Source organism: Paenibacillus sp. JNU01 (assembly GCF_059130585.1).
On the sequence record NZ_CP169723.1, the window covers coordinates 4,543,887 to 4,560,916 of the forward strand.

Genomic DNA, 17,030 nt, shown 5'->3' on the forward strand with positions numbered 1-17,030 from the left:
AACGTTTTTTAACGATTATAGCCTGTTTGATACAAAATGTATCGTTAATTTTATGTCGTCGCTTTCTACCTTGTATAACTTACATGCGTTTGGAAACGCCTTCTAAGAAAAATTAAAATTCCAAGTATTACATCACACAACATGTGAATTAAATCATAGATTGTAAGCAAAATGAGACGAGAATCTGGTAAAATAAAAAAAGCTGTTTCTAGGCAGGCTTACATGGTTATTCGAGGGTAGGCCCATTTCGGCAAGGGATAATATATCCCTGTTGTTAGATGAAGATATTGGCTGAGAAAAGAGGGGTAAGCCTTGGATATTAATAAAACGGAAACCCTGAAGCGCATTATTTCTGAGGGAAGTTCTTACCAATCACTGTTTTTTAACCACCCGGATGCCATTTATGTGATGGACATCCATGGAAATTATATTGATGCTAATCCCTCGGTAGAGCGGATGTCGGGGTATACACTGGATGGCTTGATTCGTATGAATCAGAATCAGCTCTGTCCTCCGGACAGTGCAAATTTACGCAATGAATATATTAAAGAGGTACTGGCTGGACGTTCAGTCAGTAATTCCATTACCTTTTATCATAAAGATGGTTCCCTGAAACAAGCAGAGATCACGTATGTGCCTATAACGGATGGAAATGAAGTTGTAGGAATCTATGGTATTGCCAAAGATGTTACCGATATCCTGAGAGTGCAACGTGAGCTTAAGGAGGCACAGGAGAAATATCAGGTGCTGGCTGACCATGCACAAGATCTGATTACGACTTGTGCTGCAGATGGTGAGTTGTTATATGTCTCACCTTCTGTGCATACCTTGCTGGGTTATAAGCCGGAGGAAGTCACAGGAAAGTCCTTCAAGGATTATTGTTACCCGGGAGATTACCCGGACCCTATGGATCTTTCCAAGATCAGCAATGGCTGCAAGATGCGTGTGTTGCACAAGAAGGGACACTATATCTGGATGGAGACCTTGGCGAAGCCTGTGGCCGAAGAGCGTGGCAAGAGTGTCCAGATTGTAAGCATCAGCAGGGATATTACCCAGCACAAGGATGCGGACAGACGTCTTCGGGAAAGTCGTCAGCGATACAGATCGCTGTTCGAACATAATCCGGCAGCTGTGTATTCATTGAATCTGGAAGGCAAGTATAGTGCTGTGAACAGCAAACTTGTGCAAATGCTGGATATTCCGCGTAGTAAGCTGATTGGCAAATCTTTTCTATCCAATCTGGATAAATGTGAAGTGCAGTACGGCGAACACTATTTTGAAATGGTGAAGCAAGGCGAACCACAGTATTATGAGACCCGAATTGTCAATTCCAGAGGTCGGAAGATCGAAGTATCCGTTACGAATGTGCCCATTATTGTGGATAAAGAAATGGTAGGCGTCTATGGAATCGTGTCCGATATTACCGAGCGTAAGGAATACACGGAACGGATTCAGGAGCTAAGCAAGCAACATGAGCTGATCCTCAACACGGTGACAGAAGGAATATATGGTTTGGATGCGGATGGAATTACCATGTTTATGAACCCTGCAGCAGCCTCCATGTTCGGTTATGAGGCGCAAGAGTTCATTGGCAAGAACCCACATCCGATTATCCATCACACCCGTGCGGACGGTAGTCACTTCCCAATAGAAGAGTGCCCGATCCACATGACCGTGTTGGATGGTCAGAGCCGTTCTGTCAAGGAAGATGTATTCTGGCGTAAAGATGGCAGCAGCTTTCTGGTGCAGTACCAGGTGACGCCGATTATTGAACAGGGACAGATTCAGGGCGCGGTGGTTGTGTTCAATGATGTGACCGGGGAACGTGAAATTGTGCGGGCCAAAGAGACAGCCGAGCTGGCAGCTCAGGCCAAGTCAGAATTTCTGTCAATGGTTAGCCATGAGATCCGCACACCGATGAACGGGATCGTGGGGATGACCGAATTATTGATTGGTACCGATCTGTCGGAAGAACAGCGTGAATATGCCGAGATTATTCAGGATAGTGGTGATGCACTGCTGAACATCCTTAATGATATTTTGGACTTTAGTAAGCTGGAATCCGGGAAAATGGCCTTGGCTTATGAGCCGTTTGCATTACGTAAGATGCTGGAACAGGTTGCCGAACTGTTTAAACCCCGCGCAGATGAGAAACATCTGGAAATCAGATATCGTCTCAATCCAAGCATCCCTGAATTCATGGTTGGTGACGCCATACGTATCCGGCAGATTCTGGTGAACTTGGTTGGCAATGCGCTTAAGTTCACGGACCAGGGAAGCATTGATGTTACCGTGGATATTATCAAAGGCAGAAAGCCTGAAGATAGCGTGCTTGATTTCGCTGTGCAAGATACGGGAATTGGCATCCCGGCTGACAAGCTAGATCAGTTGTTCCAGTCCTTCTCTCAACTGCATCCGGTGATTAACCGTAAATATGGTGGTACGGGGCTGGGACTGGTCATCTCCAAGCGACTCGTGGAGATCATGGGAGGTAGTATCAGTGTCGAGAGTACAGAAGGAGAAGGCTCAACCTTCCGATTTGCTGTTCCTGCGGCAAGTGTAGATGCTTCAGCCGAACAGACAGCAAGTCAGTTCCATCATGATCGTACACGTCAGAGTGACAAGGTCGCCATGCGTATTCTGGTGGCAGAGGATCATCCAGTGAACCGCAAGATTTTGCGAGAATATCTGGAGAAGCTGGGGTACCAGGCAGATGTGTGTACCAACGGCGTAGAAGCAATTGATGCCATCTCTCAGAATGCTTATGATATTGTTCTGATGGATATTCATATGCCGGTGATGGATGGACTTAAGGCGACAGACCTGTTACACCGCCTGATTCCAAGGGATCGTATACCTCCAATCATTGCAGTTACAGGCAATGCCAAACGTGAGGATAAGGAAGCTTGTCTGGAGATTGGTATGCGTGATTTTATTAGCAAACCGGTCATGCTAAGTGAGTTGAAACGGGTGTTACAGCAATGGGGGCCAAGGGACGAACCCCAGCTTGCACCGAACTGAATAACGATCTGTTAACGATAACGATGTAGCTGTGAAAATAACAAACGCAAACACGCCAATCATACTCCTCAGATGGAGTGTGATTGGCGTGTTTGCGTTGACAGGCTACTGAAGATGAGCCGAAGCATATCGAAGTAGAGCGGTACACGAATGAGTTATGCTAATGTGAGACGATTGATATTGCCGGATAGTATCTCACAGGAATTATTGAATTTTTGGCGTTCCGCCGCATCCAGATTCAATTCAATCACCTCTTGAATGCCATCTCCTCCGATGATTGCAGGAACACCGACGCAGACATTATGTTGATTGTACTCACCATCCAGAATAGCGGATACGGCGATGATCTTGTGTTCATCATTGAGGATTGAACGGGTAATGTGCGCGAGGGCATTGCCGATTCCGAATTGAGTAGAGCCTTTACGGGTAAAGATCTCCCAACCGGCATCCTTTGTTTTGCGGGCAATATCGTCCAGATCCAGATTTTTGAAGCGCTCCTTGTGCTGATCCAAAATGTGCATAATCGGTTTGCCACCAATGGTCACATGTGACCAGGCCACGAACTGGGATTCTCCATGCTCCCCGAGCGCATAACCATGCACACTGCGTGGATCGATGGAGAAGACTTCAGACAGCAGCGTTTTGAGTCGTGAAGAGTCAATGGACGTCCCTGTGCCGATAACATGCTCACGGGGAAGACCTGATAACTTCCATACCATATAAGTTACTATGTCAACCGGATTAGCAGCGACGACAAAAATCCCGTTAAATCCACTGTTCATGATGGGAACCACGATATCTTTGGCGATGGACTCTGCTTCCTCCAAAATATCCAGCCGTGTCTGTCCTGGCTTCGGATTCGCCCCTGCGGTTAAGATAATCACATCCATATTGCCACAATCCGCGTACGTGCCCGCATATACTTTGGTTCGGTTATGTGTAAAGTCCATACAATGGGAGAAATCCAGTGCCTGTGCTACGGCACGGTCATACGTCCGGTCAACCATCATAATTTCTCTGCATATGGATTGATTGATCATGGAATACGCACAACTTGAACCGACAAGGCCCGCCCCGATCACCGCTACTTTACCTGATTTGCCTAACACTTCCGTTCAGCCCCCAATTAGATTGATATTTTCCGTTACTAACGCGTTCTATGTTAAGTATAGTCCTTTATTTTATGCCGGAATGCACTTCTACGTTACATAAGATAACACACGAAAAAGCAGTACAGCAATGATATCCGCTATCGCGGGAGCGTATTGGAGTAAGTGAGTTAACAAAATTGACATGAATAATTCATAATCATATGATTTGACGGCATTTGCACCTGTGTCATTCGACATGACAGCATTCATGCTCCTTGTCGGATTCGGGGTTATTTGTGCGGAATATATACCTGACAAAACTTCTTAGGAATCCGCAGAAACAGAACAAAACCGTCAAAGGGATCTGCCGAGAAGCCGACGAATACATACGGACAAGCAAAAGATTAACATACTTGATCCATGAGACAGGTTGCCCCGATCCGATGACGGTTCCAAAAAGGAACGCTGAAGCCGTAATGTTTTATCCAAGAGTCCATTCATAACTCACTAAAGGTATTATGAAATGGATTCCCAAAAGACTTCATTCCGGGAGGGAATTAATGATGATTGAAGAAGCAGGAGCAACGACGGAAACGGCCAAGAGCCTGGGCATAGGTGCCAGTACTCTTCGTAAATATGCGGCGGCACTGGAAGAGCAGGGATACCGGTTCGAACGTTCCGCCAACAAATCCAGACTATTCAAGTCCGACGACATCGAGTGCATTGAACGCCTGATGACCGAACTCAGAGAGCATAATCTGCCCTTGGCTGATGCTGTGGTGACTGTATTGGCCCCAGAGGCACCTGTAGCTGTAGCGGAAATAGATGTACCTGTGGTGGGGATTGAAGGTCTTTCAGAGTCCGAATGTGCAGCGACAGTCATGCCATCAATATCTCCTGAGGGCCCGGAATCCATCGGCAATCTGAGATCCTATGAGGGTCTGGGACAACTGGTAAGTGAGGTAACATACGGTGCTGTAGAACAGCAGCAGGACGATCGGGTACAGCTGCTGCAACAGCGGGTTGATGAATTGGAGTTGACCCTTCAGCATCTGGCTGATACACATATGGCTCTTCAGGAACAGATGGAGAAACAACGCCTATGGATGAACGAAAAGCTGGAGGAAGAGCGAGATCGCGAACTCGTGACCAATCTGCGCAGTTTCCAGGGAAGAAAACGCAAACCCAAAGGAGTATCCCTGCGTATGTTGTTTGGATTCCTGCCCAAGAAGCATAAGGAAGCTTAAGCAACGGACTATGGCTCATCGTGATTTTGCATGATCGGCCTGATATAATAAGCTCCATACAACATGAAGACTGGCCATGGATCGCTCGGTATAGAAACAGACCGGGATGAGTTCGGATAGCTGGTGTGGGAGGATCTGTGGAGCTGCGACGAATTTGGCAAAGATTGCTCGGACTGTGGACAGACCGTCCTCGTCGGAAAGGGACGGCCCTTGCTGAGCGATATACAATACAGGAATTGCTGGGTATGGGGAGCTATGGGCTGACATACCTGTGTACAGATGAGCAGAACGGCAGGGAAGTGGCGTTGAAGGAGTCCAAGCCCAGCAAGGGAAGACTCGCTGCACATCTGCTGGAGCGGGAGGCGGACGTGATGAAACTTCTGCATCATCCGGCGATTCCCGATCTATTGGATGTGTTCACATTCGGGAGACGAAGTTATATCGTTACCGAGTATATTCGTGGCCAGACGCTGGAAGATTGCATATTTGAGCAAGGTCTTCGATATACGGAGCGGGAATGTCTGGAATTAGCTGGTCAACTACTGGCGCCAGTGGCTCATGTGCATGAGCAGGGATATATTCATGGAGATGTGCGGATTCCCAATGTTATTTTACGTGAAGGGAAGGTGCATCTAATTGACTTTGGCCTGGCGAGACGCTTGGGGGAGCCGTTGTTGCCTGAGCTAAAGCGACGTATGCGTGAAGTCCCTGAGCCTGAAGATGAACTCGCTACACCGGATCATGACTTGCAGGATATCGGCCACTTTCTTCTCTTTATGCTGTATTCGGCTTACGAGCCAGAGAAGGGTCGTGAACCTGCCAGCTGGCAGGAGGAACTTAAGCTTACGCCGGAATTGCACCAGATGCTGGAGCGGCTCCTGGGACTTCGCCCGGGTTATGAAGGCGGAGCAATGGAGTTACGGGCAGAGATGGAACGTGTGTTGATGAAGGTAAGATGAATAAGTTCTATAGGCGGACCTATATTGGTTATTCGTGACCTCTTCGTATGATATCTGTAGGGGTCTTTTTCCTTTTTACTGATACATGCATAACGTATCAAAACAGTGGGTTGAATGATATAATGAATAACAATTATACGTTGAAGGAGGCGATTCATCATATGCTTAAAAAACTGGAAGGCGATCATGCCGAATTATTTAAAACGTGGTTTCATAGCAAAAAAGACACCATAGTGGATATCGAAGGGAAGCATTATTTAATCAAGCCGCTGGAAAACGTCGTTCAGGAAGAAATAGAAAGTGATCACGAACTCAAAACTTTAATTTTACATGCCAAGAAGGATATCTCTTCGGGTAGGGTCTACTCCACAGATGATATAATTGACGCAATTGAAAAAGGGAATTTATAGATGTTGATCCAGTGGACACCTTCAGCAAGACAGGCTCTCGCTCAAATCGGCAGTGTTCGTTTCACTCAGGAAGAAACAAAGCTCTATTTAAAGTGTATTACTCGTTCTCGGTGGATAAGCGAATTTGCTTCATTGAGGCATTAAGACATCAAAATCAGCAAAATTGATACATACATATAAAGAAACAATAAAGGGGTGTTCTGTTAGCCGTGTGTATGGCTAGCGAACACCCCTTTATTTTTGTTACATCATTGATATATGGACCTGTCCACTGAGCAGGCTGATGATTACTTTTTAGTAGCAGGAGTAAAGGCCGCTTAGCTGGAGCTGTATTTTCTGCTTTTGTAATACCCGGAGCCACTGCGGCTGTCCCTATATTTCACATCCGAAGAAGAATAGCGCTTGTAGGAACGCTTGCCGGAGGAACTGCTGTGACGTTTATATGAGCGTCTGTCCGAAGAACTGTAACGTTTGCGGTGAGATGAAGATTTGGAATCGATAAGTTTACCGATGATTTTTTTGAACATGAGCTTTCACCCTTTCGACTTCAACTGTTTTAACCATATACGTGGCCAGATCCGAAGGGGTTTCGAGTTTTTCATGGATAATTGTATTCATTGGACAGGAGCTTGGCGTATAATAGGATGTTGCTGTTGCACGACATTTTTTATTTTGCGCGTTTAGCGTTACAATAGAGGACAGGATAAGATTTTAACGGACAGGAGTAGTTGTTATGATTACGTTGAAGACCAAAGAGCAGATTGAATATATGAAAAAAGCCGGAGAAATTCTCGCCGCGTGCCATAGAGAAATTGCAAAGATGATTCGTCCGGGCATTACGACACAGGAGATCGACCAGTTTGCAGAGGCTTTTATGAAGAAAAATGGCGCTACGCCGGAACAAAAGGGATATAACGGATACCAATATGCGACATGTGCGTCGGTTAATGATGTGATCTGTCACGGGTTTCCGGGAAAATATGCACTGAAAGACGGCGATATCGTTACAATCGACATGGTGGTTAATCTGAATGGCTGGCTCGCCGATTCGGCTTGGTCATATGCTGTAGGTGAAGTAACCCCAGAAGCGCAACATCTGCTGGATGTAACCAAAAAGTCACTGTACAAAGGTATTGAATTGGCCGTGGTGGGTAACCGGATCGGCGATATCTCCCATGCCATTCAAGTCTATGCAGAGGGTGAAGGTCTGTCGGTTGTACGCGAGTTTATTGGACACGGCATTGGTGAGAAGATGCATGAGGAACCACAAGTCCCTCACTATGGTCCGCCACATCGGGGTCCGCGCCTGAAGGAAGGTATGGTTATTACGATTGAACCGATGTTGAACATTGGTACGTATCGCAGCAAGCTGGATTCGGATGGATGGACTGCACGTACTATGGATGGAAGTCTGTCTGCCCAGTATGAACATACGATTGCAATCACAGCAGACGGTCCTGTGATTTTGACAGCACAATAATAGCTAAAAGCAGCTACAATGTGACGATATTTGCATATTTCAAGGCGGCCCACGTTTGTGATCCGCCTGTTTCGGTTTAAACTAATAAGAAGTGATAACACAGAGCCAGTGGTGAGGGATCTCAGCTGACAAGGGTTAACCTTGCGTCCACTTGGCAACAAGGAGGTAATTTTGGTGTCTGTAAATAAACAGATCGTACTTGCGTCTCGTCCCGAAGGTGCCCCATCCAGAGAAAATTTCAAATTTATTGATGCACCTCTTCCTGAACCGGAAGCTGGGCAAGTCCTGGTACGTACATTATATTTGTCGGTCGATCCGTACATGCGGGGCCGCATGAAAGATACAAAATCCTATGCTGCACCGTACGCGTTGAATGAAGTGATTAAGGGTGGAGCCATTGGGCAGGTTGTGGAATCTTCGGAACCTAATCTGCGCAAAGGAGATCTCGTATCCGGCATGTGGGGCTGGCAACAATACGCCGCAGTGAATACAACGGATCTGTCGCTGATTGATACCGAAGAGGCACCAATCACGGCATACCTGGGCGCACTGGGCCTGACGGGTCTGACAGCTTATTTTGGCATGGAAGACATCGGCAAGCCGAAGGACGGCGAAACGGTTGTTGTATCGGGAGCAGCCGGAGCGGTAGGCATGATCGCAGGTCAGATTGGTAAAATCGTAGGAGCACGCGTAGTCGGTATTGCAGGCTCTGATGAGAAATGCGTCTATTTGAAAGAAAAACTGGGCTTCGACGTGGTATTGAACTACAAGAAAGAGCCGGATATGTCAGCGGCCATTGAACGGGCTTGCCCGGATGGCGTGGACGTCTACTTCGACAATGTGGGCGGCGACATCTCGGATGCAGTCTTGCGCCACATTAATCGGAATGCACGTATTCCGTTATGCGGTCAGATCTCGTCTTATAATCTGGAGAAACCGGATATCGGGATGCGTCCACAGACGTTGCTCTTAACCAATACAGCATTAATGAAAGGGTTCCTGTTGGGTGACTACACCAAATCCTTCAAGGAAGGCCGCGCCAAGTTGGCGAAATGGATCAAGGAAGGTCATCTCCAGTATGAAGAAAACATTGTGGACGGGTTTGAACAGACGCCGGAAGCATTCATGGGCCTATTCTCTGGAGATAATCTGGGCAAGCAGCTGGTTAAGGTTGCAGATCCAGAATAGATATCGCATGGTTTTACAATTTAATAAGTAGATGAAAACGAAAAGACACGTTCTGCACACCGATGGTGTATCAGAACGTGTCTTTTTTCTGTAGATCTGTGTGTGGGCTGCTTATGATGACTAGTGTTCGGCAACCAGCACTTCTTTGTAGTGTTTGTACATATATACACGCCAGCGTACAATCATGCCGAAGGCCAATAGGAAGAATAGTCCGCCTGTTTGCGGAATGCTTACATATCGCTGAATGACTTCATGCAGAATTAAGCGTACGGCCAGCAATCCAAGCAGAATGAAAGCAAAGCTGCGGGAGCGCGTGGCGAAAATCTCTTCACCTACTCGTTCAAACCGTGTACTGCGAATGAGGGGATAGGAGAAAAGGAACCAGCCCACCAGAAATGCAATGAATGCCCAGAGTAAAGGAATATGTGTCTCCGGTACAACAAACATAAGAAATCCTGTGCTCATGCCGAGCGGGGGAATAAGGATTTTGCGAATGGTCACCGGTCTGTGACTGGCTTTCATGCGGATGAAGATGGCAAGCAGTGCCATGACGAGCATGCCCACGGTTGCTCCAATTTGCAGGTAGTACGGACTGATTTGAGCCACGTAGAACTCCCTCTTTCTGGAATGATATATTATCCGTAGATCCGGAACCCAGTACGAATTGCCGGAATTTTCAGTTCCTATTATATCACAAACGCATATAGCCGATAGAAAGCTTAGTGTATCATATACCCGATATGTATTCACAGGGTTTATTTGAAAATTTTGTATTATTGTGCCCGTTGTAAGGCCGTTTATTCGATTAAGGGGAAATCATACAATGATTGGACAACAATGGATGTATACTAAGCTCATCGGTTCACATCATACGGGATGGCTTGCAGGTAATACAGATTGGCTGGTACATGTGGTTAGCCTCATATGTGCAAGTGTACTGATTCTTTTGCTGGTTATCTATAGTTATATTTTATGGTTGAAGTATAACAGCAAACGCAGGGAAAAAGTTAAGACAACACTGAGGCAGGAATTACTTGCAGAAGGTTCATATCTACAGCAATATCTGAACAACGGAGAAATCGGTGTAGATGTATTGAATATGACTGGAGATCAACAGATCGTTTTGCAGCAGTTGTTATTGGAAAGGCTCGCTCAAGGTCCGGTAGAGCAGGAGATTCTGCGAATTCGTCTATTATCCTGGCACGTCTTCGGAAGTTCATACCGGTCCGTTCTGAAGACGGGAAAGTGGAGTGAACGGGTCAACACGTTGTTATATATTGAACAGTTTCATATGGTGGAGCTTCTGCCGAGGTTAGAGGATATGCTCCGTGTTACCTCCTGCACACCGCTTGAACGCTTCATCATTTTGCGCATATATGCCAGAACCGGTTATTTCCGAATTGTGAAGGAATTGATGCGTGAGCAATGTGTATGGTCCAATTCGCAGGTTCTGCAGATTCTGCTGCTGCTTACCGATTCGTCCTGGACTCGTCTGAAGGATCATTTCAAGAATGTACCTTATCAGGTCCAGTCCAATATCGTCCATGCCATTCGTATTCGGGATGACCAGACGGAGAGTGCTTTTATTTTGCTGGAGAAGCTCATTCTTGAAGAGGATGCACTGCTGCGTACCCTTGCTTATCAGGCATTGGCTCAAGTGGGCAGATGCCGTGAAGATATGCTGAAGGGTCTATTGCTGGTATGGAACGAAGCTGGCGAGGAAAGACAACGTTCTGAAAGACTAACAGTGACCCGGCTTATGGGCGATATTCATGCGGATGCTTTTATTCCTCGCCTGAAGGTGATGATGGGTGATCCTTCTTTTCAGATCAGACAGGAGGCGGCGAATTCCCTCGCCCGTTACGACCAGGGACTTGAAGAACTCCGGGATACAGCTGTAAACCATCCGGATAGGTATGCAAGGCAGATAGCGGAAGAAACGCTGGAAAGGATGCAGTATGGACGAAAGATGGATTGAGATGCTGCGGAGTTTTGTTTTGGCATGTTACGAGGGGATATTTGTCTATCTGGTGCTAGCGATTGTGATGTGCGGTGTTCTGGTAGTTGCTGCCGCTCGCACAATGATCCTGAGAAGGGATCTGGACCCGCTGCAATATCATGAGATGTTGGACGAAGAATTGGCTCCGGCGGTATCTCTGCTTGTTCCGACGCGGAATAGCGAGGATACGATCGTGCAGCGAATTAACGGTCTATTGGAGATTCAATATGCACGCTATGAAGTTATTATCATTAATGACGGATCAGAGGATGGAATAATGCCGCGGTTAATGGAAACCTATGATCTGATGCCCATTCGGAGTAAAGTTCATTACTCGGGACTCGGTCAGGAGACGGCTCAGATTAAAGGTGTCTACCAATCCAGGCTGCATCATCGTTTGATTGTGATCGACAAGGCGTATGGAGGACGAATGGACTCCTTGAATGCAGGTCTGAATATCTCGCAATATCCTTATATCGCCTCTGTTGGACCCCGGACATTTCTGGAACGGGATGCACTGGTGAAGATTATGAAACCCGTTATGGATGCTCTACCAGGAGAAGAGGTCGTTGCTTGTAGTGGACGAGTAGATCTTATGGTTCCTAGAAATACGGCTCATGCGGAATTGACGGATAATAGCACAACACCGACGGGCAGTACGTTGTATGTGATGCAAAGCATTGAATACGTGCGTGCTTTTTTAATTGGCGGTGTGGGACTCGTTCGTTACAATATTAATGTGCTTTTATTTACGGCTCAAGTATTCGGTGTATTCAAAAAGAACCGGGTGATGGAAGTCGGTGGTTATAGGCGCGGTGATCAGGCCGGTCACATGGAACTTGTGATGCGGTTGCAAAAACATATGAAGCGAATTCGGGAACGGGGTCGTATTATATACATTCCCGATCCGATCTGCAGGGTAGAAGTACCGGGTACATGGCGTCAGCTGCGCAGACAGCGAACCCGCTGGTATATGCAGCTTGCGAGCAGTCTATGGGCCCAGCGGAGCATGATTTTTAATCCAGCCTTCGGCTGGATGGGGATGGTATCCATCCCGTATTTTATTCTGATCGAATTGCTGGGACCTGTGATGGAACTGGGAGCGTTATTGCTGTTCATCTCAGGCATAGGACTTCAGTTGGTAGATATCAACCTGTGCATCATTATTGCTCTACTGCTGATGCTCTACGGTTCACTGTTTTCCGCAGGTATGGTCATGTTCGAAATATGGTGTTCACGCAAAGCGTACACGTCCAGAGAGGTGACGCGTCTGCTAGTATACGCTTGTTCGGAGACGTTCTGGTTCAGACCGCTGAACAATATATTTCGTATGATTGGCATCTTGCATGCTATGGGATTGAGGAAGGCAGAGGAGAAGGAGATCAGGAATGGATTGGGGTAATCTAACGGTAACTTGGGCCATACCTTGGAACAAAGCAAGGAGGAAGATGCTTCATGAAAAAAAGTTACAGGCCAGCCACGATGTGGACGCTGGCTTGTTTTACAGTGGTATCGGTGGTGCTGGTTGTCCCCTGGATTATGTGGCAATCTCAGGCCCCTGTCCCGCTGAACATCATGATTATTGACAAAAGCAGACCAGACTCGTCCTATCAGGGGCATAAGGGATTAGTCTGGCTTCTGAATCAGCAGAAGATTGTACAGCACACAGGGGAATACTACTCATACGAAGAGGATTATTACGGCTATGATATTCAGAACGGGCTTCCCCGGATGAAGCAACTGCTGCCAGATGAGGTCACTGATACGGATCTGATCTATCTGACGGCGAACCGGAGTAGTCTGTCTGCACAGAAGAAGGGACGAAAACAAGACGGAATCTATGAAGGACTAACGATATATGATACGCAGAAGATTCGCGAGGCTGCGTATAAAGGGGTAACGATTGTTGCCGAATACAGTGCAATGGCGAATACGGCTTCGAAGATGACGAGAGAGCAGCTGTATCCCATCTTGGGGGTGAACAGCAGTGGATGGCAAGGGAAATCGGTATCTAATCTGCAAAGCATGGAAGAAGTCCCTCAGTGGGTTCAGGCGAGTTATGAGCAGCGAGAGAAGAAAAAATGGCCTTATTCCGGAGCCGGTATTCTGCTAGTTGGTGCAGATGGGCAGGTCATCGTGCTGGAGAAAGGCACGGACGTAAAGACAGGAGATGTACAGGTTGCATTTACACAGGAAGGCAGAGATTGGAGTGGCATAAGCCAGGACATTCAATACAGTGGCTGGTTTGATATCATTTTGCCGCAACAACAGGATTCCATATTGGCTTGGTATAAGACTGATCTGACGGAGACAGGCGAGCAGAAGCTGGCGAGTGCAGGAATACCTGCGGAATTTGCTGCACTTGTGCGCTACGACGACTATAATCGATCGTATTACATGGCAGGGTCATTCGGAGAGATGAAGCATTATTCCTTCTGGCGCCGAATACGGGGATGGGAGGTCGTCCGGTCCAAGCTTACGCCAGATCAGAAAGATATTCCTGACATGTTCTACTGGAAGGTGTATGTGCCCGTGATGAAGCATATTTTAGAGGAAGTGCAGGATGGACGGCAGCAATGGCCATAGGATGGTTGTAAAGAAAAACGTTCGGATGGGGAACAGACGGCGAAAGGCCGTTCTACCCGACTGAGGAACGGGAGATGTACATATTAGAGAAGGTGCGTAGATGTAAGGCGTAAAAGTGTAGTTGAGTGCCAAGGCGGATTAAGCAAGGGTCAGTTTGCGAAGTGAAATGGGACTGGGAAACTTACATTTATTTCAGCCGCTCATTGCCATGACTCAGTAATGAAACTTGTTGCGGGCTTGGTAAAAAGAATCATCCCACTGCGAGCGGCGTGAGCTATAGCAGGAATGGTATTAAAACAGTGGTACTACTGTGTGCATTATGATCAGAAGTACCCGTACGTAGCACGACCTAACGAACTCAGCACATCTTACTTCGGCCCAATGGGGTACATTGGCAGATGTAACGAATTACAGACACGTTAAATGACTGGATATGCTCATTTTTTACTGTTCAACTGCCCGTTTCCTGCGAAATAAGACGTGTGGAGTTCGTTAGTTTTTGTTAATTACTCTAATCGTCGTTATAGAGTGTGCTCGGTTCGTTAGATTTCAGTTACAGGGCTAGTCAGAGGAACCAATCAAGGTATCTCGCAACCAAAACGCTCTTTTTCTTTGGTATCAACAGAAATGGTAAATAACGCAATGCGATGAAAGTCGAGTTCAAAGTGGGTGTTCCTGTGTTGAAAGTACTTAGCGTAATTGGCGTAACTATAACATTATGATTGTCGAATTCATGGGGGTACCCGTAGTACACAGCAATGCAAAAAGGACTGCAGCGGATCTGCAGTCCTTTTTCATGATGATATGCTTGCCTTGTTAGTCCTGATGAAGATGCCGGAGTCCATGTAGGAAGGCAGATACGGTCAGACGCAGACTTTCGTCTGGATCAAAATTCATGCCGAAGCCGCCTTGTGCCTCAATGGAGGCAAATCCATGGCAGAGGCTCCGCAAACCACGAACAGCGTGCAAGGCTTCTGCTTCGGTTAGCGGGTAGGGCTGCAAGCTGTGCAGCAGCAGCTCCAGTGTGGCTGTGCTGGCCGCGGCGAGCTGTGGCTCCTCGCGGTCCGGAGCATGAAATGAGGCTTCGTAGAGCCCAGGGTGCTCGCGAACGAAGCCAATGTATGCCGCAGCGATGGCCTGGATGGCATCGTCGCCTGTGCGGTCAGCCGTAGCCGTGGTTAATGCTCGGCTGAGCTGTTGTACGGACATCAGCGCCATTTCCTGGCGAAGCCCGGGAAGTCCGCTGATGTGGTTGTAGAGCGATGGCGAGCGCACATCCAGACGCTGGGCGAGTGCGGCCAGTGTCAGCGCCTGAAAGCCGTCGCTGTCAGCAAGCTGGGCGGCGGCGCTGAGCAGAGCGCCGCGATCCAGCCCTTGCCGGGGGCTCATAATTGCCCCCCGGCAAGACCGAACCGCTGCTGAGCATCAGCGGTTGCCGCGCGCATGGCGGCCGCGGGCTGGCGCAGCATCCGTCCGTGGCCTACAGCCAGTACGGACGGTTCCAGCTCCGCCAGGCGCTTCGCGCTGGCCAGAGCCGCTTCGCGGTTCCACGTCGCCAGCGCGGGGAACGGGAAGAGCGGGCGCATGCGGCCGGATACAGCAAGGCCGCCTTGCAGCTGGTACGCGTCGCCAGCAATAAGCACACGGCTGCGCGTATCCATGAAGGACATATGCCCTGGCGTATGTCCTGGTGAGGCAATGGCCGCCAGCGAACCAATCTGGTCACCATCATCCAGCAAGTGGTCTGGCTGGGTGCGTACTGCTTTGGGCTTGGGCACGCCGCCGCGTACCGGGGTTTGAGACTCACCGGGAAGAAGGGAAGTATCTCCCTCCAATAGCCGAACATCCCGTCTGGAGATGTAGACCTCGGCTTGGGGTAGTGCTTCTTTGAGAAGATCCAATGCACCAATATGATCGCTATGAGCATGGGTCAGAATGATCCTGGTAATGGGCTTACCAAGGGACTGGGCAGTTGCCAAAATGCCCTTAAGACTGAATGGTATTCCGGCATCAATCAGGGTTAATCCATCTTCTTCTTCAACCAGGTATACGTTCACAGGGAAGAGTCTTGGAAAAAACGTAATTTGAACGACATCAAATTCTCGGGTAATGCGCATCGAGGAATCCTCCTTAAAACTAATGATATTAGTATAATAACTAATGACATTAGTTTTGGCAATAGCCGGAGTTTACTTTGTTCCATAAAATATTTTTTTAAATAATGAGCCACTTTACAAAAAAAGCGTTTTCAAAATGAAGATTACCGATTATAATAATCACGTAAGCCCTTTCATATGTCTATCTTATTGGAGCCCTTCGCCTAGCGAAAGGCTCACTTTTTTTGTTCTTTTTGGATTAAAACGCAGATGAGAACTTGATCCTAGCTTAATGGTGTGGATGAGCTGTAAGTATTGGTATAACAGGAAAAATCATATGTGATCCCCATCCTGGGTGAAAGTTGACAAACATAACTGTTATTCATATAATGACAGTTATACTTACCTTGGGTGAAGTTCATCGGTGTTGTAAGCCGGGAAGGGAGTAAGTAATGAACAGCGAATTTACCATAGCGGTGCATTGTCTTGTTTTTCTGTCGATGAGAGATGAGTGTATGGCCAATAGTGAAGATTTGTCCCAAAGTGTGGGTACACACCCGGCCAGAGTCCGCAAGGTACTTAGTGTTCTGCGTAAGCATGGTTACCTGACGACTAAGGAAGGTGCTCATGGTGGGTACTTGCTAAGCCGTGCAAGTGAAGAGATCAAGCTTGGCGAATTGTACAGACTGGTAGCTGGCGGTTCACTCGGTCCAAGCTGGTGTTCAGGGGAGTCCGGTTCATCGTGCGTCGTATCTTCCAATATGCAGGATGTGATGGGGAACATTTATAACGGAGGCGAAGAGGCGCTCTGCGCTTATTTTGACCGTATTTCCATCCAGGATGTGAAAGAACGTATAGGTCGTGGCGATGCATGCGAGTTAACGCTAGATGGATTGTCTGCAAAAGAGAAGTCCTGACAGATTCCATAATCAAAGGTCTTTCGAGATATGGCT

The 17,030-nt window shown here is 47.5% G+C and carries 15 protein-coding genes and 1 pseudogene; 10 read left to right on the plus strand and 6 right to left on the minus strand.

Translation table 11 applies throughout. The features are described 5' to 3' along the window. The first annotated feature begins 312 nt into the window (after positions 1–312). Positions 313–3,021 (plus strand): PAS domain-containing hybrid sensor histidine kinase/response regulator, encoded by a 2,709-nt coding sequence (locus tag NLBNIHML_RS19895; protein WP_339239276.1) that lies wholly within the window; start codon positions 313–315, stop codon positions 3,019–3,021. Between the two features lie 155 nt (positions 3,022–3,176). Here the strand turns inward: NLBNIHML_RS19895 and NLBNIHML_RS19900 are convergent, their stop codons facing one another. After that, positions 3,177–4,130 (minus strand): L-lactate dehydrogenase, encoded by a 954-nt coding sequence (locus NLBNIHML_RS19900; RefSeq protein ID WP_339239277.1) that lies wholly within the window; start codon positions 4,128–4,130, stop codon positions 3,177–3,179. A gap of 542 nt (positions 4,131–4,672) precedes the next feature. Between NLBNIHML_RS19900 and NLBNIHML_RS19905 the strand changes: the two genes are divergently transcribed. The 3 genes from NLBNIHML_RS19905 to NLBNIHML_RS19915 all read left to right on the plus strand — a co-directional run bounded on the left by NLBNIHML_RS19905 (position 4,673) and on the right by NLBNIHML_RS19915 (position 6,728). Next, a complete protein-coding gene (locus tag NLBNIHML_RS19905) occupies positions 4,673–5,359 on the plus strand; it encodes a hypothetical protein (RefSeq protein WP_339258568.1) in 687 nt (228 codons plus the stop codon). A 137-nt stretch (positions 5,360–5,496) separates the two neighbouring features. After that, complete coding sequence (locus NLBNIHML_RS19910) at positions 5,497–6,318, plus strand: serine/threonine protein kinase (RefSeq protein WP_339258570.1); 822 nt, start codon at positions 5,497–5,499, stop codon at positions 6,316–6,318. A gap of 161 nt (positions 6,319–6,479) precedes the next feature. Continuing rightward, positions 6,480–6,728 (plus strand): hypothetical protein, encoded by a 249-nt coding sequence (locus NLBNIHML_RS19915; RefSeq protein WP_339258572.1) that lies wholly within the window; start codon positions 6,480–6,482, stop codon positions 6,726–6,728. Between the two features lie 317 nt (positions 6,729–7,045). Here the strand turns inward: NLBNIHML_RS19915 and NLBNIHML_RS19920 are convergent, their stop codons facing one another. Next, a complete protein-coding gene (locus tag NLBNIHML_RS19920) occupies positions 7,046–7,255 on the minus strand; it encodes a hypothetical protein (protein WP_017690946.1) in 210 nt (69 codons plus the stop codon). Between the two features lie 206 nt (positions 7,256–7,461). Here NLBNIHML_RS19920 and map point away from each other — a divergent pair, with 206 nt between their 5' ends. Together map and NLBNIHML_RS19930 are read left to right on the plus strand one after the other, a co-directional pair. Next, positions 7,462–8,208 carry a type I methionyl aminopeptidase gene (map, locus tag NLBNIHML_RS19925; RefSeq protein WP_339239281.1) on the plus strand — a complete coding sequence of 249 codons (747 nt, stop codon included), beginning with the start codon at positions 7,462–7,464 and terminating at the stop codon, positions 8,206–8,208. 174 nt (positions 8,209–8,382) lie between these two features. Next, positions 8,383–9,396, plus strand: a complete 1,014-nt coding sequence (locus tag NLBNIHML_RS19930; protein ID WP_339239282.1) for an NADP-dependent oxidoreductase — start codon at positions 8,383–8,385, stop codon at positions 9,394–9,396. Positions 9,397–9,516: 120 nt separating this feature from the next. Here NLBNIHML_RS19930 and NLBNIHML_RS19935 read toward each other — a convergent pair whose 3' ends face one another. Further along, positions 9,517–10,002 (minus strand): CcdC family protein, encoded by a 486-nt coding sequence (locus NLBNIHML_RS19935; protein ID WP_338590424.1) that lies wholly within the window; start codon positions 10,000–10,002, stop codon positions 9,517–9,519. Positions 10,003–10,219: 217 nt separating this feature from the next. Between NLBNIHML_RS19935 and NLBNIHML_RS19940 the strand changes: the two genes are divergently transcribed. From NLBNIHML_RS19940 to NLBNIHML_RS19950, 3 genes are read left to right on the plus strand one after another with little or no spacing between them, the layout of a single operon-like run. Then, positions 10,220–11,374 (plus strand): HEAT repeat domain-containing protein, encoded by a 1,155-nt coding sequence (locus NLBNIHML_RS19940; protein WP_339258574.1) that lies wholly within the window; start codon positions 10,220–10,222, stop codon positions 11,372–11,374. Next, entirely contained in the window at positions 11,355–12,797 is a 1,443-nt protein-coding gene (locus NLBNIHML_RS19945; RefSeq protein WP_339258576.1) for a glycosyltransferase family 2 protein, read from the plus strand. The genes NLBNIHML_RS19940 and NLBNIHML_RS19945 overlap by 20 nt, the downstream gene beginning before the upstream one ends. 53 nt (positions 12,798–12,850) lie before the next feature. Next, complete coding sequence (locus tag NLBNIHML_RS19950; protein ID WP_339258578.1) at positions 12,851–13,981, plus strand: hypothetical protein; 1,131 nt, start codon at positions 12,851–12,853, stop codon at positions 13,979–13,981. An 816-nt stretch (positions 13,982–14,797) separates the two neighbouring features. Here NLBNIHML_RS19950 and NLBNIHML_RS19955 read toward each other — a convergent pair. From NLBNIHML_RS19955 to NLBNIHML_RS19965, 3 genes and pseudogenes are all read right to left on the minus strand, one after another. Then, entirely contained in the window at positions 14,798–15,190 is a 393-nt protein-coding gene (locus NLBNIHML_RS19955) for a TetR-like C-terminal domain-containing protein (protein ID WP_339242889.1), read from the minus strand. A 90-nt stretch (positions 15,191–15,280) separates the two neighbouring features. Next, positions 15,281–15,370 (minus strand): annotated as a pseudogene (locus NLBNIHML_RS19960) (TetR family transcriptional regulator); the annotation flags it as partial. Next, complete coding sequence (locus NLBNIHML_RS19965) at positions 15,367–16,098, minus strand: MBL fold metallo-hydrolase (protein ID WP_339239287.1); 732 nt, start codon at positions 16,096–16,098, stop codon at positions 15,367–15,369. The gene NLBNIHML_RS19965 and the pseudogene NLBNIHML_RS19960, both read right to left, overlap by 4 nt. Before the next feature lie 431 nt (positions 16,099–16,529). Here NLBNIHML_RS19965 and NLBNIHML_RS19970 point away from each other — a divergent pair, with 431 nt between their 5' ends. Further along, positions 16,530–16,994 carry an Rrf2 family transcriptional regulator gene (locus tag NLBNIHML_RS19970; RefSeq protein ID WP_339258579.1) on the plus strand — a complete coding sequence of 155 codons (465 nt, stop codon included), beginning with the start codon at positions 16,530–16,532 and terminating at the stop codon, positions 16,992–16,994. Positions 16,995–17,030: the final 36 nt, after the last annotated feature.

Bases quoted from the DNA above. Each gene is read 5' to 3' on its own strand.
- NLBNIHML_RS19905 (WP_339258568.1), top strand. From the start codon at position 4,673: ATGATGATTGAAGAAGCAGGAGCAACGACGGAAACGGCCAAGAGCCTG.
- NLBNIHML_RS19915 (WP_339258572.1), top strand. From the start codon at position 6,480: ATGCTTAAAAAACTGGAAGGCGATCATGCCGAATTATTTAAAACGTGG.
- NLBNIHML_RS19920 (WP_017690946.1), bottom strand. From the start codon at position 7,255: ATGTTCAAAAAAATCATCGGTAAACTTATCGATTCCAAATCTTCATCT.
- map (WP_339239281.1), top strand. From the start codon at position 7,462: ATGATTACGTTGAAGACCAAAGAGCAGATTGAATATATGAAAAAAGCC.
- NLBNIHML_RS19940 (WP_339258574.1), top strand. From the start codon at position 10,220: ATGATTGGACAACAATGGATGTATACTAAGCTCATCGGTTCACATCAT.
- NLBNIHML_RS19945 (WP_339258576.1), top strand. From the start codon at position 11,355: ATGGACGAAAGATGGATTGAGATGCTGCGGAGTTTTGTTTTGGCATGT.
- NLBNIHML_RS19950 (WP_339258578.1), top strand. From the start codon at position 12,851: ATGAAAAAAAGTTACAGGCCAGCCACGATGTGGACGCTGGCTTGTTTT.
- NLBNIHML_RS19955 (WP_339242889.1), bottom strand. From the start codon at position 15,190: ATGTCCGTACAACAGCTCAGCCGAGCATTAACCACGGCTACGGCTGAC.
- NLBNIHML_RS19965 (WP_339239287.1), bottom strand. From the start codon at position 16,098: ATGCGCATTACCCGAGAATTTGATGTCGTTCAAATTACGTTTTTTCCA.
- NLBNIHML_RS19970 (WP_339258579.1), top strand. From the start codon at position 16,530: ATGAACAGCGAATTTACCATAGCGGTGCATTGTCTTGTTTTTCTGTCG.